Source organism: Silvimonas iriomotensis (assembly GCF_014645535.1).
GTDB classification, from domain to species: domain Bacteria; phylum Pseudomonadota; class Gammaproteobacteria; order Burkholderiales; family Chitinibacteraceae; genus Silvimonas; species Silvimonas iriomotensis.
On the sequence record NZ_BMLX01000001.1, the window covers coordinates 888,051 to 909,849 of the forward strand.

Consider the following 21,799-nt stretch of genomic DNA (forward strand, 5'->3'; position numbering starts at 1 on the left):
ACAAACGTGACAAGGCAGATACAGCCGCAACTGTTGTGGGATGGCGCCGGTTTCTGGCCTGGTGGAGCAGGGGCGGGCAGGCTGGCGTGGGTGGGTGATGCCGCAGCCTTGGTGTTCCCGGAGTCTGGATTGTGGTCCGGCAGCCAGGCCGGTGGCGCTTCTGGCCCTGTATCAGTGCGCGTTTTCAGGAGCAAAAGCCAGGGATTTTCTTGCTTTTGCCTTATCGATTTCTTTCAATTCACTCAGTTTGTTTGTATCAATAGGGAGCGCGGACGCGCGCGTCTTGCTGGCCAGGCATTAGCCTCTCGCCCGTTCAACGTGTTTTTCTCATCCGGATTTCCTGGAGGTCATCATGCAGTCGCCTGCCAAATGGCTGTCCGCCATGCTGCTTGTCGTCAGTACAAGTGGCTATGCGGCAGATGAGGTTCAGTCCAAGCCCGTACTGAACCAGGACGTCATTAATCGCCTGATCGACATGGGCAACTATCTGCGCACCATCAAGCGCTTCAATGTGGCCGTGCAGGTAAGCCAGGATGTCGAGCTCGATTCCGGCTACAAGGTCAAGACGCTGGGCACGGTCGACATGACGGTTGATGGCCGCACGCATCTGGTGGCGCATCTGGCCAGCGACCGCTACGTGCGCAGTTTTTACTACAACGGCACCCAATTCACCCAGTACTCGCCAGCGCTGAAGTACTACACCACGGTCAAGGCGGCAGACAATGTCTACGACATGCTGCATGAAGTAGAGGACTACTACGGCATTCAGGTGCCGCTGGAAGACTTGTTCCAGTTTGGTCGCGATCAGGACCAGATTGATGCCCTGACCATGGCCGCTTATGTCGGGCCGTCAAAGGTGGCCGGCAAGACGTGCGACCACTACGCATTCAGCCAGCCCAATGCCGACTGGCAATTGTGGATCGCCAGAGAAGGCAACCCGTTGCCATGCCGCCTGGTGATCACCTCTACCGACAGTGAATCCAGACCAGAGTACTCGGCCGAATATCACTGGAATCTCAAACCGGCCATCAAATCGGGCGAGTTCACCTTCCAGCCTGGCAAGGGCGATATCGCCATCCCGCTGAAGAAAGCGGATGCCGATACGGCTGCGCAATGAGGAGCACTGACATGAAAACCTCCCTGATTTTCAAGCCGGGCCTTGGCGTGCTGCTGGCTGCCAGTTTTGTGTTGATGACCGCCACCATGGATGCAAGCGCCCAGCGCGCGGCCAGGGCATCGGTGAATCACGCCGGTGGCGGCGGTGGTCGTCCGGCGGTGCAGAACAACCATGCCAACGTGCAGCGCAACTCCAACAATCGCAACAATGTGAACATCAACAACAGCCACAACAACGTGAACGTCAATCGCGACGTCAACGTGAACGTCGATGGCGATCGTGGTCGTTATTACGATGACCACTATCACCCGGTGGCGACCGCAGCCGCCGTGACGGCGACCGTGGCCGTGACCTCGGCGGTGGTGGGTTCCATTGTCAACGCCAACCAGATGCCGTCCAGTTGCGTGCAGGTGATGCGGGGCAATACGGCGTATATGCAATGCGGCAATACTTGGTACCAGCCGCAGTACCAGGGCAGCAACGTCACCTATGTGGTGGTCAACGCGCCCTGAGCATTGCATGTACTCAAAGGCCGGGTCAGCCCGTGGGGCTCATCCGGCCTGTTTTCAAGGAGCGATTTCATGACTCATCCTGCCGGTACCGATACGGCGCAAGCAAAGCCGGCAACGACGCTGGCTGCACCGGTTGTCATTCCTGCGCTGGCCGTGGTGGCGGGCTTGCTGGTGTATTGCGTGGTGTATCGACAGGAAGCGCTGGCGTTGTTCTCTGGCGCTGAAGACTGGGTGACCGGTCATTTCGACTGGTTCTACATTCTGAGTGTCACCGGCTTTCTGGTGTTTCTGGTCTTGATGGCGGCCAGCCGCTTTGGTGATATCCGGCTGGGCCCGGACACGGCAAGGCCGGAGTACTCGTTCGTTTCGTGGATTGCCATGCTGTTCGCTGCCGGCATGGGGATCGGGCTGATGTATTTTGGCGTGGGCGAACCCATGCAGCATTACGTGGCCCCGGCCACGCAAGTGGCGGGTACGCCCGCCGCCGCACGTGAGGCCATGCTCTCGACCTTCTTTCATTGGGGTTTTCACGCCTGGTCGGTGTACGGGGTGATGGGGCTGGTGCTGGCATATTTCGGTTTTCGCTACAACCTGCCGCTGACCCTGCGCTCCGGGCTTTATCCGGTGCTGCGCAACGGCATCAACGGCTGGATTGGCCATGTGATTGATGCCTTTGCCCTGATCGGTACCATTGCCGGTATCGCCACCACGCTGGGCTACGGTGTGCTGCAACTGAGCGCCGGGCTGCATCAGGTGTTCGGCTGGGAGACCAGTTCAACGGTATTCCGGGTCGGGCTGATCATTGTGGTGATGGGGCTGGCAGGTACGTCGGCGGCGACGGGTGTCGATAAAGGCGTGCGCATTCTGAGTGAACTCAACCTGACCATCGCCATTATCCTGATGCTCTTTGTGGTGATCTGCGGGCCGACCACGCATTTGCTGCTGGCGTTCAGTGAGAACGTTGGCAACTATCTGAGCAGCCTTGTGGCGCTGTCTTTCCGTACCTTTGCCTATCAGCCGACTGCTACGCCGGGCTGGTTTGCTTCCTGGACCATCCAGTACTGGGCGTGGTGGATTTCCTGGTCGCCGTTTGTGGGGATGTTCATCGCCAAAATCTCACGCGGGCGCACTATTCGTGAATTTGTGATCGGTGTGTTGCTGGTGCCGGCCACCTTCAACCTGATCTGGATGACCGCCTTTGGCAACACCGCCATCTGGATCGACAGCCATCAGGCCATGGGCGATCTGTCGCGTTCGGCCGGGCAGGTGGATGCACTGTTGTTCCACTTCTTTGATTTCTTCCCGTTCAGCACTTTGCTTTCAGTGCTGGCCATTGTGCTGATCGCCGTGTTTTTCGTGACCTCGGCCGACTCCGGCGCGCTGGTGGCAGACATTATTGCCACGCGCGGCGCGGCGCATTCGCCGGTGTGGCAGCGCTTGTTCTGGACCGTGATCCTGGGGCTGACCGCCGCCATCCTGATGCTGGCGGGCGGCCTCAAGGCGCTGCAAGCCATGACGCTGGTCGCCGCGCTGCCGCTGACCATCATCATGTTGTTGCTGTGCTTTGGCTTGTGGCGCGGGCTTAAGGCCGACCTGGCGCATTATTCGCAAGACCTGGCTCATGCCACCAGTTTCTGGAGTGGCGCGCATTGGCGCAAACGGCTGGCGCAACTGGTGCATCGCTCAACTGAAGAAGAAGTGCGCCTGTTCATGCAAAGCAAGGTGCTGTCTGCCATGCAACAAGTCAGCACGGAATTGCAGCGGCGCGACGTGCAAGCCCAGGTGATCCGTGAAGACACCCAGGGCGAGATGCACCTGGTTATCCCGATTGAAGGCGTGCGTGATTTTGTTTACGGCGTGCGTGTCAGCAGCCGTGTGTTGCCGGCATTCATGCTGGCCCAGGCCAAGGCGGAAGATGACGACGATGGCCTCGTCTATGAGCCGGTAACGTTCTTTGAAGACGGACGCGAAGGCTATGACATCCAGCATCTGCGGGAAGAAGAAATCATTGCCGACATCTTGCGGCAGTACGAACGTTATCTTTCCTTGACCAGTGATCGCCGCACGCACTTGCTGCAGACCGCGCCGGGGCATACCACCCATTAGAACAAGGTGGCCCGCGCCGCTGGCCGGGTCGCCCGATTGTGTCTTTTTGCAGGGATGTCTTCATCATGAAGTACTTCAGAGTCTGGGTTGTCAGATCCGTCTGCCTGCTGTTGATCGGGCTTTGCGCGCCGGCGTTCGCCGCGCCGGAAGCGTCATCGGCGTCTGCTGCGCAAGGCACGACGGTGTCAACGCCATCGCCGCTTAGCTACCTGAACCGGGATATCGTGACCTTTCGCGCCACCGTGGCGGGTATCAGCCCGCAAGAGCGCGCGGACCGGGGGCTGAAACGGTTGCAGGAACTCAAGGAGGCTGACCTTGATGACCCGCTGCGCCACTTTACCGTGACCTACGACACGACGCCGGTCACGGTGTACCAGTTGGGTGATCGCCTGCTGTTTTACGTGGTGCAGGAAGACATGGCGGCGGATGATCACCGCACATTCGAGGCGTTTGTCGCAGCCACCCAGAACCAGTTGCAGGATGTGCTCAAGGCCCGGCTGGAAGGCGTGCACTGGCCCAATCTTATTCACGGCGTCATCGCCACGCTGATTGCCTTGCTGCTGCTGTTTGCGGGCTTGTGGGTCATGAGCAAGGCCAGAAAAGCCTTGCTTGCCGCCATCAGCAGAACGCGCCGCAAGCAGGCCACTGCAGAAGTCAGCGGGTTCGACTGGCTGGACGCCAGTATGGCGCTGGCCAACAAGGTGACGCAGATTGTCGCGACCTTTGCCGCCATCGCCCTCATTTACCTGTGGCTGATCTACGCGCTGGACCAGTTTGCGCTGACCCAGCCTGTCGGTGAGCGGCTGGGCGGTTTCTTGCTGGACTTGCTGGTGCGCATTGCGCGTGGTTTTGTCGATGCCTTGCCTGGCATCATTACCGTGATCGTTATCCTGATGATCACGCGCGCGGTTCAGGATGTGATCGCCCGCGTGTTCATTGCAGTGCAGGAAGGCCGGCTTGAAGTGCCCGGTATGCACCCCGATACCGCCGGCGCAACGCGGCGCATGGTGTCGGTGGTGGTCTGGGCGCTGGGGCTGACCTTTGCCTACCCGTATATACCGGGCTCGCAAAGCGACGTCTTCAAAGGGTTGTCGGTGTTGTTCGGCTTCATGATCACGCTGGGTTCGGCCGGGATCGTCAATCAGCTTATGAGCGGCATGGTGCTGGTTTATTCGCGCGCGCTGCGGCGGGGCGATCTGGTGGCCATTGGTGATACGCGCGGCGTGGTGACGGAGTTGTCGACCCTGTCCGTCAAGCTCACCACGCTGCAAAAAGAAGAAATCACCATCCCCAACGCCGTGGTGGTGGGGAACAACATCCGCAACTTTACCCGGGCGGCGGGCGAGGCCGGTTCACTGCTGTCTACGGTGGTGACGATTGGCTATGACACCCCGTGGCGCCAGGTGCATGCCATGCTGATCAATGCCGCCAAACGCAATCCGGGGCTGGTGCAGCAACCCGAGCCCTATGTGGTGCAGCGCGGCCTGTCTGACTTTTATGTGGAGTACGAACTGTTTGCGCATTGCGTAGAACCCATGCGCGCGGTGGCGATCCTGTCGGTCCTGCATGCCGATATCCAGGATGAATTCAACCACTGGGGTGTACAGATCATGTCGCCGCATTTTCGCATGCAGCCGGAGGGTGCGGTACTGGTCAAAGAGCAGGACTGGTACAGCAAACCGGCCGTGCCGCCCTCTGGCAGCGCCGAGTAACACCGGGGCGGTTGCGGCCCGCCCGTCAGCGCGTTCGGTCCTCGTTGTGTGCCTCATACAGGCTGAGTCGCTCCATCAGTTCTCCGGCCTTGATGAGGAGTTGCTGTTCTTCCTCACTCAAGCTGGCCCGCACGGCCTGGTTCAGCCATTGATCACGGCGCTTGCGGCTTTCCGTCAAGGTCTGGTGTCCTGCCGTCGTCAGCAACAAGCGAGTCTTGCGCTTGTCGCTCTCATCCTGGGTGCGCAAGATCAGGCCTCTCGCCTCCAGCTCTTTCAGGATCGGGGCAAGGTTGGAAGAGCGGATTTTCTCCGTTGTGCTGATCATGGATGGCGTTGCCGCAATCCATAGTCGGTCAATCGCGCTCAAGACCAGCATGTGGGTCCAGTTGTCCGGATCATTCTGCGCCTCCTGGCGCAAACGCCGGCTCAAACGGGTGACCTGGGTGCGCAACAAGGAAAAATCCATGGCTATTGCCTATATTTATATAGCTATGTGAATATAGTAATTCATCGCCAGCCCCAGGGCCAGTGATCATCCTGTTTGTTGCAGCGGAGCAAGCCATGCCAGATTCAGCGCCATACCATTGCCAGCGTATCCTGATCACCAACGACGACGGCATAGATGCCCCGGGCCTTGCGGTGCTGGAACACATTGCCCGGCTACTCGCGCCCGAGGTCTGGATTGTGGCGCCTGCGGCTGACCAAAGTGGCACCGGAACATCCATCAGTCTGCAAGACCCGCTACGGATCAAACCCATGGGCGAGCGGCGTTATGCCGTGACCGGAACCCCAGCCGACTGTGTGGCCGTCGGGGTGGGGCACTTGCTGCAAGCTACACCGCCAGACCTGATTTTGTCTGGCGTGAATCGCGGCGCCAATCTGGGGATTGAAACCTTTTTCTCCGGCACCGTGGGCGCTGCCATGACGGGTTTGATGATGGGCATCCGTTCGATCGCCCTGAGCCAGAAATTCACCGATGGCGCGCCCGTGCGCTGGGAAACCGCGAGTACCCATGGCGCAGATGTCATTCGGCAGATCAGCAGTGGTGAGTGGCCGGCGGGCGTTTGCCTGAATATCAATTTTCCGGACGTACCGCCAGAACAAGTGAAAGAAGTGCGGATCAGCCGGCAAGGGCGCGGTTTGCTCAACGGGGTGCAAGTGCGCAGCCAGCAAGACCCGCGCGGCTTTGACTACCAGTGGCTGAAGTTGCAACGTGCCCCACAGCCCGATGCGGACGACGCTGAAACCCCGTTGCTGGGCCTGGGCCACATCACCATTACCCCGCTGGGTTTTGACCGGACTGCGGCGGCCGCCCTGTCTGATCTAGCCCGCAAGCTCGACTGACATTTTGCAGGATCACGCATGAACTCATCATTGCAAGGCCAGACCGCCATCGTAACCGGCGCCAGTTCCGGCATTGGCGCCGGCATCGCCAAAGCGTTTGCCGCCGCAGGCGCCAGCGTTGTCGTGAATTACCACGCCAATGCCGCCAGCGCAGAGCAAATCGTTGCAGATATTGCCGCACAGGGCGGTAACGCCATTGCGGTAGGCGCGGATACCGGCAATGAAGCCCAGGTCGAACAACTCTTTGATGCGGCCCTTGCGGCCTTTGGTGGCGTGGATGTCGTCGTGGCCAACGCCGGTATCCAGCGCGATGCCGCGTTTGACCAGATGTCGCTGGCCGACTGGCAAGCCGTCATCAATACCAACCTTACCGGGCAGTTTTTGATTGCCCGCGCGGCGGTGCGGCAATTCAAGGCGCAGGGCCAGCGGCCGGTCTCAAAGGCGCTGGGCAAAATCATTTGCGTCAGCTCGGTGCACGACGTCATCCCGTGGGCGGGGCACGTCAACTACGCGGCGTCCAAAGGCGGGGTGATGATGTTGATGAAATCGCTGGCACAGGAAGTGGCGCCGTTGCGCATCCGCGTAAATGGCATCTCGCCCGGGGCCATCCGTACGCCAATCAACAAAGACGCCTGGTCCACGCCTGAAGCGCTGGAAAAACTGCTCGAACTGATCCCGTACGGCCGCATTGGTGAAGTGGAAGACATCGGCAAAGCCGCCGTCTGGCTGGCCTCGGATGACAGTGATTACGTGGTAGGCACGTCGCTGGTGGTTGATGGTGGGGTGCTGCTTTACCCGGAATTTGCGGATAACGGCTAGGTCATCCCGTATCCTGGATTTCTGGTGTTTTGTGCTGCAAGGCGGGCAACCCCGCGTGTCGGCATTCGCCCCGCTGACATGAATGCGCCGCCGGCAAATGGCCGTTTAACGGAAATCCAGGTGAATACTGTCTTGTTGCGGCGCCAGATTGTTTATCAATTGACTTGATAAAGCACCGATATATTACTCCCGCGTATTCCAGAAAGCCGTTCTTTCCAGGTTGGTCCGGCCCGTGAGCGCACAAGCCTCTTGCGCCTTGCGGCCTGTCTGTTCCTGTCTTTTGCGCAGGCATAAAGACTGAAAGAAAAGCGGATTGGTGGCGGGAATCGGGGTGAGTGCAAATCCGCAATCATCTTTTCTCCTGCCGGTCGCCACGCGTCAGTCGTGCAGCCTTGCAGGAGGCACAATGTCCAGTTCCCTGGCGCCCTTTGCGGGCGAAATGCTCGATAGCAGTATGTGTAGCGAGCTGATCGCCCGCAAAATCCTTGAATCTGATATGGCCTGCGCCATGGTCGATGCGCTGGGCGTGATCGTCGGCGCCGGTCACGGTCTGTGCGCGATCCTGCCGGAGGCCGTTGGCCAGACGGTGGATGGCTTGTTCCAGATCGAGGCCACGCAACTCTTTGCAACGCGTGCGCCGGTCTATGGCATGTATGTGAATGCCACTGGCGAACTGGTGCCGGTGGCCTTGCAGGTGCTGTTTTATATCCCTGAAATGGGCGGGGCCGCGCTGGTGGCGCTGACCGATGGCGCCGCGTTTCGCGCGGCAGAGACGCGCCGGTTCGAGCAGGCGCCCTATACCGTGCTGCGTGTGGCTGGCGGCGTGATCCGCTTTGCCAATCATGAAGCGCTGCGCATGCTGGGTTCTGCGCAGCAACCCTTGTCAGGCCGGCCGCTGGTTGCATTCTTTGAAGCCAATGAACACGCCGTTATTGGCGAGTACCTTGCCCTGTGCGAACAAGGGCAACGCACCGCGCCGCTGGATGTGTGTCTTGATGGGCCCGACAACCTGCCATCCCGGCATGTGCGTCTGCATTTGATGCCGGACATCGCACCCAGCGGCCAGATTCTTGGTGTGCTGGTGGTCATCCAGCTGGCCGCTGTTGAACATGTCCGCGATGAAATCCGCAAGATCATGATCCGGCCCACCAGCATGCCTGATGGCGCGGTGAACCCGCCGCAGGGCAGTTGGCGGGTCTGCTTTGGCCTGATCGTGAAAAAGCTGCAGCAACTGATCGAGTTTGACCACGCGATTTTTGGCATCTATTCAGACGACGTGCGTTTGTTCCGGGCGGTGGCGATCGAGGGTGGCAGCAGTAGCGCTGCGCCGCCGGTTGATCAATTGTGGCCATCGCGCTGGATGGACCTGCCGGAGTCCATGGCGCCCTGGCTGGCCGCGGGTGAGACCTTCATCCCGGATATCCGCATCTTTGCCGAGCATGAAGACGGTCTGCGCGGCACCGACATCACCCGGCAGTATCTGGATTACGGCATTGTCTCTTCAGTGACCTTGCCGATGAAGGGCTACAAGGGCGCGATCAGTTCCTCGCTCACTTTGTGCTCGCGACAGGCGGGGCGCTACGGCGCGGCCGAACTGGCGCTGCTGCAGGAGCTGGATCTGGAACCCGTCTTGCTGCGGTTTGAAGAGCGCTTGCGGCGTGAACATGACACCGTGGCCGGTCAGCTCAGAAACAAGCTGGCGACCAGCCAGAATCTGGCCAATACCGCGCTGGAAATCGTCACCGATATCGCCCGGCATTTTCGCTGGGATTATGTCGGGCTGTTCCGGGTGAATCGGCATACGCAGCAGTTCCAGTTGGTCCAGCAATATGCCGCAACCGAGCCGTTGCGGCTGCCGCCATCGTATGAGCAATCCATGGCGGCCGGCATGCTGGCCAGAACGCTGCGGGCGGAGAAAGTCCTCGTGGTCGACGAGATCGACAGCCCGGATTGCGAACAGTACGAATACATCGCGGCCGGGCGCTCTTTACGCTCGGCCATGTGCATTCCGCTGCGGCTGAACCGGCGTGCCCGCTGGGTGATCAACGTGGAATCAACCTCGGCGCGGGCGTTTCGCGGGCCGGATCGCGACGAAATCATGAAAATGGTGGCGTTGATCGAAGAAGGACTGACCCAGCGTTTGCTGGCCGAAATGAAAGACGCGCTGTTGCATACCTCGGAACAAGGCGTCGTGGTGGTCGGGCTGGATGGGGTGATTCTGGAAATGAACGAAGTCGCCGGCAAGTTGCTGGGCACATCCGTGCTGACCCCGGCAGATGGCGACGCGCCGGTGCTGATCAGCCGGTACGCCTCCGGCAATCATCCGGAAACGGCCGATATTCTGGAAGGGCGCACCACGCAGGCGGGCCGGCGGATTGAACTGCAGGGCGACGATGGCGTGGTGCGCGCGGTGCTGGCCACGCGCCGTGAGCTGGAGTCCACCTTTGATACCGCCATCTGGCTCTTTACGGATATCGAGAAGCTCGACTGGAGCCGCGACTTGCGCTTTCTGCGTACCGTGGTGTCCGACGTAGCGCAGCAAACCCGCGCGCCGCTGACGCTGGCCTCAACACTGGCGCGCCAGTTGCCGCGGCTTGCCGGCCACGCGCAGCCTGGTAGTGACCAGGCACCGTCTGCGCTGGTGTCGATGACGGAACGGCTGATTGCAGAAATCGGCAAGGCCGATATCACCTTCGAACGCCTGGCTGAAGGGCTCTCCATCCGTGAAGTACCCAAACGGTTTGAGGAACGGATCGACCTTGTGAAATGTCTGGCGCAACTGGTGAAGTCACTGCCGGAGCGCGACCAGTCGCGGGTAGAGAACAACTGGCCCGCCCGGCCCGTTTCAGTCAGTGGCGATGCGGGCAGACTCAGTTACGCTTTTCGTTCGATCATCGGGTTTTTGCTGCGCCGTGCCTCGGGTGACGAAAGACATCTGGTGGTCTGGCTGGATGACGATCCGCAACAGGTCACACTCCGGCTGGGCTTGAGCGAACGGACCATGGAGGCCGACGCGACCGATCCGCCAGGCCCGCGTGACGCGCTGTGGCAAGCCAGCCGCACGGCAATGAGCGACGCCAGCCTCTCGCTGGATGTCATCACCGAGGTCATTGCGGCGCACGGCGGCCAGATTACCAGGCAACCGGCTTGCTGGGCTGACCAGCAGGCGTCGCCGCCCTGGCGCATGTTTGACATAACCCTGCCACGCCTGCCCGAAGCGGGAGACCTGAAATGAAAACCCTGCCGCCGCCAAGAAAGCGGGTCATGCATATCACCGACGATGATGATCTGGGGGCGCTGGTGTCCCTGTTCTTTGATCTGCTGCCATCCCGGCTGGATGATTTTCCAGGGCTGGCAGATTTTGTCGATGTCGTGCCGGACCGGCGCTCAACCACAGAAGCCGCGCGCAAGATGCTTTCAAGCACCGATGCGGACCATTGCCCGCCGCTGCTGATTATTCTGGATGGCAGGGTGCTTGCCTCCAAAAACGCACAAACGTCTGCGGTCGCGCAGCCAGAATCACGCACGGGCGAAGCGGCGACCGGATTTTTGGGCTGGCTTAAAGAGACAAACCCGGATATTCCGGTACTGGTGCAAATGCCCACGTCGCTGGAGAAACTGGAACTGAAAGTGCTAAGCCGGCCCAATGTCGCCCTGCTGACGCTGAACTATTCCGGAGAGGCCGACGCGCATGGCGAGTTCATGGAAGTCATCTCAAACCTGTTTACCCCTGATCGCCCGCGCAAACGCCGCATCACGATCGATGTCGGCAGTAACGCCGCCACCTATCACTTCCGGATGAACCGGTACGAGTTCGTGACCGAGGCTAAAGCCTATCTGGACAAGGGCGTGTTGCCGACGCTGGTGCATTCCCTGAACGCGTTCACGCCCTGGAACGCAGGGCAGAGCGTGCGTCCGGACTGGAAGTTTGTCCTGAACAGCTATGGCAACACCCTTTTCAATGTCCTGATCAACGACATGATTGGCCCGCACCTGGAGGCCATGTGGCATGAAGGCACGGCCGATGCCGAAGCAGACCCGGCGGCCGAACTGAGCGCTGCCGATGTCGAACTGCGGTTTGATATCAATGGTGAAGACGACGACGCGGTGAAATTGTTCAGCCTGCCATTCGAGCTGGCCAGCCCGCGCCTGACCATCGATCCGGCCTTTCTGTGCGCCAATATCCCCATGGCGCGGCGGATACACATGCCCAGGCGGATGGCCAGTGCCAGAAACCGGGTGCAAGCGCCGCCACACCCGCCCAGTGTCCTGTTTGTGCACGCCAACGCCAGCGGCCCGGTGTCGTTTGTGTTTGAAAGCACGGGTGAACGATCGGCCCCGCAGCGGCTGGATGAACTGGACTATATCGACGCAGAACTGGCCGTACTTGAAACCATCTGGCGCGACAGCGGGGGCATGCTGCTCAGCGAGCCCGTTGTGGTTGGCCGGGAACAGCCGGAGCGACTGGTGGGCAAGGCGCTGATCAACCGCATCAAGGCCATGCTGCAAACCAAAGCGTTCGACATCGTGCATTTCTCCGGCCACTCCACCAGCTTGCCTGATGGCAGCACCTATCTGGTCCTGCCCGGCGACGAGGGCGAACCGTATCCGGTGTCTGTGCGCGAGTTCGCTCATTGGGTAGAAGAGGGTGACTGCAAACTGGTGGTGTTGTCGTCATGCCGGGGCTCTTCATTGCGCAGCGCCATTGAGATCATGCGCGGCGGCGCCGAGGCGGTGCTGGGGTTTCGCTGGGAAGTCGACGAGCACGACTGCACCGAGTATTTCGAGCAGTTTTATGAGGCTTATTTGCGGCGAGGACGGCCTTTTTCACAGGCGTACCGTGACGCCTGCCGAGCCACCCAGCGCCTGCATTTCAGTTCCCCGTTGTGGGCGTCCGCCGTGGCTGTAGTCCGGGACTAGTTTGCCTGCTGGAGAGACACATGCTGCCCTTTGTCGCAAAACTGCTTGGTGCAGGGACAAAAACCGATGGATCGCTCGATTCCCCGGCATGGCGTGGCCGCAATTTCTGCAGCGACCTGATCCCCAGCGAGGCCGCCGCCGACCCGCAATACCAGGCCGTAAAAGGCGATGAATTCAAGGCGGAGCAGTGTTATTTCAGCGTGCGTATCGCCGAAGTACGTCTGGCCGAAGCCGGTAGTTATATCGCCACCTACTTGCCGATGTGCAGTTGCTTTCTGCGCTATCGCTATGGCGATGACGTCCGTGAAGTCCCGTTCATCATCAACTACGACACCATCCGCGGCGAACTGAATGCCGGCGCCGATCAGCGGGGCGGGCAGCATATTGAATTCAAGAATCTGTATATCGTTCGCGATGCGCCGCTCAAGGCCGGCGGCCTTGTCATGCACACCGCGCTTTGCCGCATGAGCGACACCACTTTCGCCAGCGGCATGCTGGACTTCATTGGCGATGCCGCCGGCACCATCGGCGGCGCCGCAGCAGGACTGATTGCGCGCACAGGCGTGGATATGACCAAGCGGCTGGGTAAGCTGCTGGGGGCGGGCGGCGTGACCACCCGGTTTGGCATTTATGACGGCTCGGCGCTGCAGAAAAGTGGCTATCGCGTCTTTGCCGGCGCCGACGTCACCCAGGATGCCGAGCTGGAAATAGAACAAGGTCAGCTAAAACAAAAAAACGCCCAGGGTCAGACGGTGGTCATCGACGATATGGATTACATCCTGGTGGCCTTTGAATACCGCAAAAGCATGTGCGACAGCGCATTCTCAGGCGCCAGCATGCCGTTCAATACGATCTGGGATGAGGTCAAATCCAGGTTGATCCGCGGCAGCCCGGATGCACAAGAAGCGCTGAACCGCCTGCTTGATGCCATTGCCAGATCCGCCGACCTTATCGAGCCTGACCGGCTGACCATGGTCAGCACCTACCTGGAAGAATACAAGCGCTGGAAAACCACCCTGCTGGGCGGTGATGTCGTCAAAGGCGGCACTGACCAGCACAACGAACTGGCCGACGGCCTGGATCGCATCGCGATTTCAAAAGGCCTGACCACCACCACGCGAAGCCTTCTGAAAGAAACCGCATCGCGTATCGGCAGCAAAAAAAGCCTGCTGCAAACCACCGGATTCGAAGCCCTCACCACCGACGCCCTGTCAGAAAGGGCAGCAACCATCCGCGCAAAACTGGATGCGAAGCTGGAAGAAGGAAGCGCCACCCCGGATTCACTGGCAGAGGCATCCGCCCGGGTCGTTGCCATGGCGCTTTCCTCGCAGGTTTAGATGGCGTGCCAGACACGTGAGCCACGTTCAAAACCGGAGCCTCGTGATATTTCATTTCATTTTTTGTCAATTAAACGTAACGGCATAGAAATGAAATATTGCTTTTCAGGAAGAAAAAACCTAGCCTGCGCAACAACAGAAGAAACCAGCCCATCGTCGGCGCAATCGCCCTGCGCAATGCAGGCACGATGGTCTGGTTGAAAACGAAAACGCAGGATGGAACCGATTGATCTCCCTTCATATGTGCCGGTTGGCCCGGCGGCGCGGCGTACGGCTGCTTGCTGTTTTGTTGTGCGGTTTGTTTTCTGTGGCCCATGCAGGCCAATCTGCCCAAGGAGCCCCGGCAGACCGGTTTGCGATTTTCTGGCGCGTCCAGAAGCCGGGTGTTGCACCTTCCTGGGTGTTAGGCACGTTGCACGTGCATGATCCGCGCGCAACGACCTTGCTCGCGCGTGTCCGGCCATTTATCCAGCAATCCGGGCGTGTTTATACAGAAACGAGACTCGACAGCGAGATGTTTAAAGCGGTCGGTGATGCGCTGCGCACACCAGGCAAAATCGCGGTGGAAAACGAGCTCGATAGCGCGCATCTGGCGAAGCTCAAGGCGCAACTGGTCGCCCGGAAAATTGACCCGGGCATGACTGGAACGCTGGCGAGCTGGGCGACCAACGTGGTGTTGATGTACGCGCCCGACACCAGACCGACACACATTATTGATATGCAGATCGCGACCGAGGCCGTAGCTGACAAAAAGCAATATGCGGGGCTGGAAAGCGTGCAAACTGCGCTTGCCGTGTTTCAGGGTGTGCCGGAACCCCGGCAGATACTGATGTTGAAAGACTTGCTGGATCATCCCCGTGGGCCGGACACGCAAGAACCGCTGGCCGCGCGCTATTTCACCGATACGCTGCCTGCCGGTTTTCTGCAGCAGCTGACTGATTACCCTTCCACGCTACCGCCGCAGGATCTGGCCTGGTTCAAGGATTATTACTACCGGGTGCTTCTGGATCAGCGTACGGCGGGTTTTTACCGGGGACTGGACCAGCCCTTGCAACATGGCGGTTGTTTCGTTGCTGTCGGCATCGGTCACCTTGCCGGTGAGCACGGGTTGATCGCACTGTTGCGTCATGCCGGATACCAGGTCACCCCGCAGTCGTTGAACTGACCGGCTTCATTCCCCGCTCCTGGCAAGTGTATGCGTCTGACACCTAAACAAATATTGATTGTTTTTCTTGGGTTGCTGCCTGCGCTGGCCTGTGCCACAACCGATGATCGCACTGGCGTGCTGGATAACGGCCTGAGCTACCGCATTCGCCATACCAGCCGCCCGATCGGTGTGGCTGCATTTCGGCTGTTGGTCAATGCGGGTGAAGTGGATGTGACAGACCCGGCATTGCAGGGCGCAGCGCATCTGATCGAACACATGGCATTCCGGGATACGGATGCTTTTCCGGGTGGCGAACTGGTGCCCTGGCTGCGTAGTCAGGGTGTGTTGTTCGGGCCTGATCTGAACGGGCAAACGCGCACCGGCTTTACCAGTTTCCAGTTTTCCCTGCCGGTTCGTGCGGATACAGACTTGTTGCGCGGGCTGGATGCGCTGCACGGGATCGCAGGCGGCATCCGGTTCAGGGAAGAACTGTTCAAGCCAGAACAGCGGGTGGTGGCGCAAGAGGAGCGGGGCGTTCACGACAATCCGTGGTCTATGGCCTGGATGGACAATCTGCATCTTTATATGCGCGGTACCGGCGCGGAGAACTGGTCATTTGGCACGCCCGACAGCATTCGGGCTTTCAGGGCGGCAGATGTGGCGGCGCTGTACCACAAACTGTACCGGCCAGAGCGCATGACTGTGGTGGTGGCGGGCGACATTGATACCGCATGGTGCGAGGCGCAAATCCGTCAGCGCTTTGCCGACCTGGGGCAGGGCCCGGTGGCAGCGTGGCAACGGCCTGCCTGGCCTGCACTGACAGAGACCGTTTTCAGTCATGTCAGCGTGCCGGACCGCCAGGGTGACTTGATCAATCTGTCCCTGCAATGGCCGCCTTTGCCCGCGCCAGGGCCAGAGCGGGACCGGATTGGTTACCGTTATGCATTTTTGCGCTACGCCCTGCAGCAGAGTCTGCGAATCAGCGTGGATTGGGCATGGCGCGATGACGGCCAGACGATGTTCAGCCTGTCCTGGCCAGCAAGGAGCCTGAGCAACTGGCTGGAAGCCGACGCAACGCCGGACAAACTCTTCAAGTTGCCGGAAAACGCGCTGCAGTCTTTTGCCCGTGTCCCGATGGATCAAGCCACGGTAGAACAACTGAAAAAAGAATACCTGGGTAGCGTGCGGCAATGGCATGACACCATGCGGGACGAAGCCAGCAGCGAAGCGGATATCCTGTTGCGTACCGCCCAGGGGCGTAATCCGCCCACCGATGCCAGCGCAGAATGGCCTGCGGTCAACGCTGCACTGGCCGGCATGGATGGCCAACAGTTGTCGCAATTGCTCGTGCCCATGCTGGCGCGACCGCGTTATGTCCAGCTGATCCATGAGCAAAAATACGACAAGGTCGTGCCGACCGAGGCGCAAGTACAAGCCTGGTATCGCCAGTATCGTGCTTCCACACTGTCACCGGCACTGACCCGCTATGCGCCGGTTCCGTTGCCGCCCGCGCGCTATCCTGCCGCGCCGGTTGCCAGTCAGCAGCAACTGGGTGATGTCACCGAGATCATCCTGGCCAATCACCTGCGGGTGCTGGTGCGCCCCATGAAATCGCCGCGCCAGACGGCGTACTTTTACATGATGGCGCCGGGTGGCATGGATCAGTTTCCAGTAGATGCATGGGGCGGTGCGCTGGCTGCCAGTGGTGTCATCAACGATATGCCGGTGGCCGGGGTGCCACATGTGGACCTAGTGCAGACGCGGCTGGCGGCCGGCGTGAACTTTGAGCCATATGTGGTCGGTGATGTGCAGGGTTTTCGGGGTAGTGCGCCGGTAGATCAGTTTGAGACCGTACTGGCGGAAATCCACCATCGTTTAACGCTGACCCCTGATTCTTCGCAGGCTGGCTGGGGCCGGCCAGGTAATCTGCAAAATCCGTCCGTCACACCTGATCCGTACAAGGCGCTGATGGAAGGCGTGGTCAAGCCGGCCGCGTTCAATGGCGACTACCGGGCCACCGAAGCAGATAGCCGCTGGTATAGCGAGTACAAAAGCTGGATGACAGAGGCGGCATTCAAACGGCTCTTTGGCAGTCCGGGGCAATTTACCCTGGTGATTACCGGTGCCGTCTCTGCAGCAGAAATCAGGCCACTGCTGGAAAAATGGCTGTCCGGCATCCCGGCTGAACCGGCGACCCACCCGCCGGTAGTGACACCGTGGCAGCCCGTGAACGGTGGCGAACATATCGCTTATCGGCCAGGCGCCAGTGCCGCGGCAGACCGCATCCTGTTTGCTACCGCCCAGTCGTGGTCGCCAGAGCATGTGGTTCATCTGGCTGTGTTGTCCCAGGTGTTGAGCGCCCGCGTGTACACCGACCTGAGAAACGCGACTGGCGCCAGTTACACGCCCTATATCAGTTCGGATTTATCGGGAAATGGTCTGGCGACCGTGCAGATCAACTTTGACGCTGATCCGGAGCACGAAGCTGCGCTGCTGGCGGCCGCGCGGCAGTTGTGCCAGTCGCTCACCCAAACGCCGGTGTCCGGGCCGTAGCTGGCACAAGCGAATTCGATTGTACAAAAGCAATTGACCGTACAAGCCAAGGAACCGGGGCCGAATGCCTGGTGGATCGCCCGTCTGACCACGCTGGGCTTTGCGCCAGATGTCGAGTCCATTACCCAGTCAGCGCTTGATGCGCTGACACCTCAAAGCTTGCGCGCGATTGCCAGCATCTATCTGGATGAGCGCCGGATGACCATTGGCCGTTTGCTTCCTGGTACATCGCCGCAGGTGCCGGAGTCTGCGCATGTGGTGGCATCAGCGCGGCAGTAAGTCTTGTCAGACCGGACCACAAGGGCAGACATGAAATGACGCGGGCGCGATGAGGTGTCGTCGCCCGCGTGCATGAAATGCCCGATATCCCTTGAAGCGCGATGCTCGATCAGTGAAACAGGATTGCGATCAGGATGATGACGGGGATGGGTACACCCAGTAAAAACAGCAGCAGGGAACGCATGGCAGTCTCCTGATTGGTTAGTTGCTGACAATGGCGGGGCGGTCGCGGTGTTTGCCGCCCATGGTGGCAAACCAGCTGGCAAAGAACGCGCCGCATAACAGGGCTACGAACATCCACAGTGCGCTGTAGGCCGCGGCCTTGCGGGCTTTATCGGCGGCGTTGCGGGCGGCGATGTCGGCATCGTTCAGTGCGCGTGTGAGGCGGTCGTAGGTTTGCGCCACGCGTGCTTCGGCGGCGGGCTGGTCAAGGCCGGTCTGGCGGGCGACGACGCTACCCAGATACTGTTTGTCCTGCGCGTCCAGATGCCCCACGCGCAGCGCGTTGGCGAAGATGCGGCCGGCTTCGATGCGGTTGCCGGGGCCGGTGGTCTGGGCGTCGGTCGGGGCTTGATTGGTCCGGAACAAGGTATCGACAAAATAGCGGCTGGCGGCGTTATCCGGGTTGCTGTCAGTCGCTGCTGCGACCTGGGCGCCACCCGTGGCAATGCCGGCCGCCGCGCCGCGCAGGGCGCTGGCGCCGGCCTGGGCGCCGCCACTGAGCACGGTGCCGATGGCGCTGGTCAGCACGGCTGCCGTAATCAGCGTGGCGACAGCCCAGACCAGCAGTCCGTGCGCAGTATCGCGGAAATACACTTCGTCCACATGGATATCGACCCAGCTATTGCGCAAGCGCCCGGCCAGATAGCCGCCCAGCCCGGACGCAATGATTTGCGTCAGCGCCAGCCACACAATGGTAGATACCCCGATGGCCGATGCCGTGGCGCCGCTGTCTGCCCATGGCGAAACGGCCGACAGGCCAAGGCCGAAGCCAAGAATCAGCAAGATAAACGCCAGCGCTGCCGCAGTGGCGGCGCCTGCCAGCACCGCGCCCCAGGACAAACCGCTGGTCAAGGTGTGGGACAGGCGCGGCGCCAGGCCGGGTACGTTGGGTTCTGTTGCAAGAGGTGGGGTGGGACGCATGATGCAGGTCTCCTGTTGTCGATGTCATGCCTTGGTGCGCGCCGTCACTTGCCGGATTTGACGCCGGTCTGCGTGCCGCTGCCTTCGGTTTTGTCGTAGGTGGGTTCGCCATCCGGCGCGCCGATGTGCGAACCTTGGCTGTCATCGTTCTGGTTGTCGGCGTGATGGCCGGTTGTGTGGTGCCGATCCGAGTGGCTGTGCGCTGCGTGCCCGCTTGGGCGATGGCGTTGTTCCTTCTCCATGATCAATCTCCGTCGTGATGTCAGGGTGGCGAGGCCCTTGAAGCATTCAAGTCAGCTTAAGGCGCAGGGTGTGGCTGGGCGGTCCGGTGGCGACGGACTGTGTTGTCAGAGAGCCGACCCGTTTGCGTAGTCTTCCGGGCGTTACGGTTGCCAGCGCAATCAGGCAGTTTCTGGTGCTCGCTCGCGGCCGGTAATGCGGCCCATGGCCAGAACGCGCATGAACTGGGTCAGCAGGTCGTCGGTTTGCCCGTTGGTGGCGACCAGAATGGCGTTGTCGTGCCCGCCATCGGGCAGGGTGGCCGGTAACTGGGCGGCCTGGAACAAGTCTTTGCCGCCGCCCAGCGCCAGCATCGGTTTGCCATGCCGGTACTGCAGCCGGGCGAACTCCAGCGCTAGTGGGTCGGTGGCAAGCTGGTTCGCGCCGGCATCGCCCGCGGCCACGATCACGCCGTCGTAAAGTACGGGCGAGGTGGCGCTCAATACGGTGGCCGGCAGTGTCGCGTGGGCCTTGCTGCCCGGACTGGCGCGGCTGGTCACAATCTGGGTGACGGCGCCTTTGTCGTGCAGTGTTTTCAGGACCTGTTCCAGTTGTTGGTGATCGGCGTCTTCGCCTTGCAAGATGGCGACCTTGCGGGTGTGGATGCCGGTCTTGCCGGGCAAATGACGCAAAGACAAGGCAGGCGAGGGCGCGAAATCAGGGATCGGGGCGTCGGTGGCCAGGGGCATTGGCTCTGGCACTGCAATGCCCAGCCCCTGGGCGACTGCGCTGGCCAGGCGCGGGTTGATGTTGGCCAGCATGGAGACCACGCGTGTCTGGATGGCAGGTGTTTGCACGTGGCCCAGTTCAAAGCAAAAGGCGTTGATGATGTGGTTTTGCTCGGCGTCGGTCTGGCTGCGCCAGAACAGGCGCGCTTGCGAGTAATGATCGGCAAATTTCTCCGGCTTGCCGCGCATCTTGTCGGCGTGGATCGCTTCCGGAAAACTGGCAAAACCGGCCTGGCCAGTCTGGAACGGGCAACCGCCACCCAAAGAGTTGGGTTCATACGCCACCCGGCCCCGGTTCAGTGCCTGCCGGTGTATGCCGTCGCGCTGGTTGTTGTGAACGGGCGCGATCGGCGCGTTGATGGGCAGTTCATGAAAATTGGCGCCGCCCAGCCGGCTGATCTGCGTATCGACATACGAGTGAATACGCCCTTGCAGCAGCGGATCATTGCTGAAGTCGATGCCGGGGATGATATGCGCCGTGCAAAACGCCACTTGCTCGGTCTCGGCAAAGAAATTGTCCGGGTTGCGATCAAGCACCATCTTGCCGACGATCTGCAGCGGCGCCAGTTCTTCCGGCACCAGTTTGGTCGGGTCCAGCACGTCAAATTCGAACTGTTCGGCTTCTTCCGCGGTAAATACCTGCAAGGCCAGTTCCCATTCCGGGTATTCGCCCGACTCAATCGCCTCCCACAAATCCCGGCGGTGATAGTCCGGATCTGCGCCGCAAATGCGCAAGGCTTCGTCCCAGACCAGTGAATGCGTGCCGGCCAGTGGCTGCCAGTGAAACTTGCAGAACACCGCCTCGCCGTCCTGGTTGATCAGCCGGAACGTATGCACGCCAAAACCCTGCATGGTGCGGTAGCTGCGCGGAATGGCGCGGTCAGACGTGTGCCACATCAGCATATGGGCGGTCTCGGGTGAGAGCGAGGCGAAATCCCAGAATGTATCGTGCGCGCTGGCGGCTTGCGGAATGCCATTGTTGGGCTCCGGTTTCACCGCGTGGATCAGGTCGGGGAACTTCATGGCATCCTGGATGAAGAACACGGGGATGTTGTTGCCGACCAGATCCCAGTTGCCTTCATCCGTATAGAACTTCACCGCAAAACCGCGCACGTCGCGCACGGTGTCGGCCGAGCCGCGCTCGCCAGCAACGGTAGAGAAACGCACAAATACCGGCGTGCGCTTGCCGGCGCTGGCCAACGGCGCCGCGCGGGTCAGGCTGGAGAAATCACCATAACTTTCAAAATACCCGTGCGCCGCCGAGCCCCGTGCATGCACTACACGCTCCGGAATGCGCTCGTGGTCAAAGTGGGTGAGTTTCTCGCGCAGGATGAAGTCTTCCATCAGCGTCGGCCCGCGCAGCCCGGCCTTGAGCGAACTCTGGTTGTCGGCCACCGGTGTACCCTGATTGGTGGTCAGCGGCTGGTCGGTGTCGTCGGTCCGTACCCGGTCCAGCGCGCCGGCGATCGGGCTGGCGCCGCTGGACACTTTGCCATCGCCCGTTTTGGGGCTGGCGGTGGCTTCCGTTACCGTGCTGGCATGGGCCAGAGCGCTGGCCGCACGGGCTGTTTCGCCCTGATGCGGCGTACGCGCTTGCGCGCCGTACTCGGCTTTTTTGGTGGCGTTCCATGGGATATTCCGCGCCAGTTGTTCCTGGGCGCGTGCTTGTTCGTCACGTGCCTGAATAAGGGTGCTGGCTGACCTGGTGTCAGCATGTTTGCGGGGGCGTGTCGCCATGATCGGACTCCTTGCGGCTGAAGGGTGGGCTGCGGACACCAAAAAAGGTGTGCCATGCGCCAGGGG

17 protein-coding genes are annotated in these 21,799 nt (G+C 60.6%); 12 read left to right on the forward strand and 5 right to left on the reverse strand.

Features of this window, described 5'->3' with window-relative positions; all coding sequences use genetic code 11:
* The first annotated feature begins 352 nt into the window (after positions 1 to 352).
* The 4 genes from IEX57_RS03905 to IEX57_RS03920 all read left to right on the forward strand — a co-directional run bounded on the left by IEX57_RS03905 (position 353) and on the right by IEX57_RS03920 (position 5,447).
* A complete protein-coding gene (locus IEX57_RS03905; protein WP_188702511.1) occupies positions 353 to 1,117 on the forward strand; it encodes a DUF2092 domain-containing protein in 765 nt (254 codons plus the stop codon).
* A gap of 11 nt (positions 1,118 to 1,128) precedes the next feature.
* The gene (locus IEX57_RS03910) at positions 1,129 to 1,629 is read left to right on the forward strand and encodes a hypothetical protein (RefSeq protein ID WP_188702513.1); all 501 of its coding nucleotides are present in this window, start codon (positions 1,129 to 1,131) and stop codon (positions 1,627 to 1,629) included.
* A gap of 69 nt (positions 1,630 to 1,698) precedes the next feature.
* Entirely contained in the window at positions 1,699 to 3,735 is a 2,037-nt protein-coding gene (locus tag IEX57_RS03915; protein ID WP_188702516.1) for a BCCT family transporter, read from the forward strand.
* Between the two features lie 65 nt (positions 3,736 to 3,800).
* On the forward strand, positions 3,801 to 5,447 hold the full coding sequence (locus tag IEX57_RS03920; protein ID WP_188702517.1) for a mechanosensitive ion channel family protein: 1,647 nt from the start codon (positions 3,801 to 3,803) through the stop codon (positions 5,445 to 5,447).
* A 25-nt stretch (positions 5,448 to 5,472) separates the two neighbouring features.
* Here IEX57_RS03920 and IEX57_RS03925 read toward each other — a convergent pair whose 3' ends face one another.
* Complete coding sequence (locus tag IEX57_RS03925) at positions 5,473 to 5,913, reverse strand: MarR family winged helix-turn-helix transcriptional regulator (protein WP_188702520.1); 441 nt, start codon at positions 5,911 to 5,913, stop codon at positions 5,473 to 5,475.
* Positions 5,914 to 6,008: 95 nt separating this feature from the next.
* On the opposite strand from IEX57_RS03925, the gene surE reads away from it, so the two are divergent.
* The 5 genes from surE (at position 6,009) to IEX57_RS03950 (ending at position 13,867) form a co-directional block, all read left to right on the forward strand.
* Positions 6,009 to 6,791 carry a 5'/3'-nucleotidase SurE gene (surE, locus tag IEX57_RS03930; RefSeq protein ID WP_188702522.1) on the forward strand — a complete coding sequence of 261 codons (783 nt, stop codon included), beginning with the start codon at positions 6,009 to 6,011 and terminating at the stop codon, positions 6,789 to 6,791.
* An 18-nt stretch (positions 6,792 to 6,809) separates the two neighbouring features.
* A complete protein-coding gene (locus tag IEX57_RS03935; RefSeq protein WP_188702524.1) occupies positions 6,810 to 7,610 on the forward strand; it encodes a glucose 1-dehydrogenase in 801 nt (266 codons plus the stop codon).
* 406 nt (positions 7,611 to 8,016) lie between these two features.
* Positions 8,017 to 10,845 carry a PAS domain-containing protein gene (locus tag IEX57_RS03940; protein ID WP_188702526.1) on the forward strand — a complete coding sequence of 943 codons (2,829 nt, stop codon included), beginning with the start codon at positions 8,017 to 8,019 and terminating at the stop codon, positions 10,843 to 10,845.
* A gap of 29 nt (positions 10,846 to 10,874) precedes the next feature.
* Positions 10,875 to 12,530 carry a CHAT domain-containing protein gene (locus IEX57_RS03945; RefSeq protein WP_188702528.1) on the forward strand — a complete coding sequence of 552 codons (1,656 nt, stop codon included), beginning with the start codon at positions 10,875 to 10,877 and terminating at the stop codon, positions 12,528 to 12,530.
* Positions 12,531 to 12,550: 20 nt separating this feature from the next.
* Positions 12,551 to 13,867, forward strand: coding sequence for a hypothetical protein (locus IEX57_RS03950; RefSeq protein WP_188702531.1), 1,317 nt, complete (start codon positions 12,551 to 12,553; stop codon positions 13,865 to 13,867).
* 56 nt (positions 13,868 to 13,923) lie between these two features.
* Here IEX57_RS03950 and IEX57_RS21090 read toward each other — a convergent pair whose 3' ends face one another.
* Positions 13,924 to 14,259, reverse strand: a complete 336-nt coding sequence (locus IEX57_RS21090) for a hypothetical protein (protein ID WP_229708684.1) — start codon at positions 14,257 to 14,259, stop codon at positions 13,924 to 13,926.
* A 26-nt stretch (positions 14,260 to 14,285) separates the two neighbouring features.
* Here IEX57_RS21090 and IEX57_RS03955 point away from each other — a divergent pair, with 26 nt between their 5' ends.
* Genes IEX57_RS03955 through IEX57_RS03965 form a run of 3 tightly spaced genes read left to right on the forward strand, consistent with a single transcriptional unit; the run spans position 14,286 to position 17,846 of the window.
* Positions 14,286 to 15,032 carry a TraB/GumN family protein gene (locus tag IEX57_RS03955; RefSeq protein ID WP_229708686.1) on the forward strand — a complete coding sequence of 249 codons (747 nt, stop codon included), beginning with the start codon at positions 14,286 to 14,288 and terminating at the stop codon, positions 15,030 to 15,032.
* 54 nt (positions 15,033 to 15,086) lie between these two features.
* A complete protein-coding gene (locus IEX57_RS03960; RefSeq protein ID WP_188702534.1) occupies positions 15,087 to 17,567 on the forward strand; it encodes a M16 family metallopeptidase in 2,481 nt (826 codons plus the stop codon).
* 33 nt (positions 17,568 to 17,600) lie between these two features.
* Positions 17,601 to 17,846 (forward strand): hypothetical protein, encoded by a 246-nt coding sequence (locus IEX57_RS03965; RefSeq protein ID WP_188702536.1) that lies wholly within the window; start codon positions 17,601 to 17,603, stop codon positions 17,844 to 17,846.
* A 201-nt stretch (positions 17,847 to 18,047) separates the two neighbouring features.
* On the opposite strand, the gene IEX57_RS03970 is transcribed toward IEX57_RS03965, so the two are convergent.
* The 3 genes from IEX57_RS03970 to IEX57_RS03980 all read right to left on the reverse strand — a co-directional run bounded on the left by IEX57_RS03970 (position 18,048) and on the right by IEX57_RS03980 (position 21,733).
* Complete coding sequence (locus tag IEX57_RS03970; RefSeq protein WP_229708688.1) at positions 18,048 to 18,989, reverse strand: hypothetical protein; 942 nt, start codon at positions 18,987 to 18,989, stop codon at positions 18,048 to 18,050.
* Between the two features lie 44 nt (positions 18,990 to 19,033).
* The gene (locus IEX57_RS03975; RefSeq protein ID WP_188702538.1) at positions 19,034 to 19,231 is read right to left on the reverse strand and encodes a hypothetical protein; all 198 of its coding nucleotides are present in this window, start codon (positions 19,229 to 19,231) and stop codon (positions 19,034 to 19,036) included.
* A 159-nt stretch (positions 19,232 to 19,390) separates the two neighbouring features.
* On the reverse strand, positions 19,391 to 21,733 hold the full coding sequence (locus tag IEX57_RS03980) for a catalase (protein ID WP_188702540.1): 2,343 nt from the start codon (positions 21,731 to 21,733) through the stop codon (positions 19,391 to 19,393).
* Positions 21,734 to 21,799: the final 66 nt, after the last annotated feature.

Bases quoted from the DNA above. Each gene is read 5' to 3' on its own strand.
- IEX57_RS03905 (WP_188702511.1), top strand. From the start codon at position 353: ATGCAGTCGCCTGCCAAATGGCTGTCCGCCATGCTGCTTGTCGTCAGT.
- IEX57_RS03910 (WP_188702513.1), top strand. From the start codon at position 1,129: ATGAAAACCTCCCTGATTTTCAAGCCGGGCCTTGGCGTGCTGCTGGCT.
- IEX57_RS03915 (WP_188702516.1), top strand. From the start codon at position 1,699: ATGACTCATCCTGCCGGTACCGATACGGCGCAAGCAAAGCCGGCAACG.
- IEX57_RS03920 (WP_188702517.1), top strand. From the start codon at position 3,801: ATGAAGTACTTCAGAGTCTGGGTTGTCAGATCCGTCTGCCTGCTGTTG.
- IEX57_RS03925 (WP_188702520.1), bottom strand. From the start codon at position 5,913: ATGGATTTTTCCTTGTTGCGCACCCAGGTCACCCGTTTGAGCCGGCGT.
- surE (WP_188702522.1), top strand. From the start codon at position 6,009: ATGCCAGATTCAGCGCCATACCATTGCCAGCGTATCCTGATCACCAAC.
- IEX57_RS03935 (WP_188702524.1), top strand. From the start codon at position 6,810: ATGAACTCATCATTGCAAGGCCAGACCGCCATCGTAACCGGCGCCAGT.
- IEX57_RS03940 (WP_188702526.1), top strand. From the start codon at position 8,017: ATGTCCAGTTCCCTGGCGCCCTTTGCGGGCGAAATGCTCGATAGCAGT.
- IEX57_RS03945 (WP_188702528.1), top strand. From the start codon at position 10,875: ATGCATATCACCGACGATGATGATCTGGGGGCGCTGGTGTCCCTGTTC.
- IEX57_RS03950 (WP_188702531.1), top strand. From the start codon at position 12,551: ATGCTGCCCTTTGTCGCAAAACTGCTTGGTGCAGGGACAAAAACCGAT.
- IEX57_RS03970 (WP_229708688.1), bottom strand. From the start codon at position 18,989: ATGCGTCCCACCCCACCTCTTGCAACAGAACCCAACGTACCCGGCCTG.
- IEX57_RS03975 (WP_188702538.1), bottom strand. From the start codon at position 19,231: ATGGAGAAGGAACAACGCCATCGCCCAAGCGGGCACGCAGCGCACAGC.
- IEX57_RS03980 (WP_188702540.1), bottom strand. From the start codon at position 21,733: ATGGCGACACGCCCCCGCAAACATGCTGACACCAGGTCAGCCAGCACC.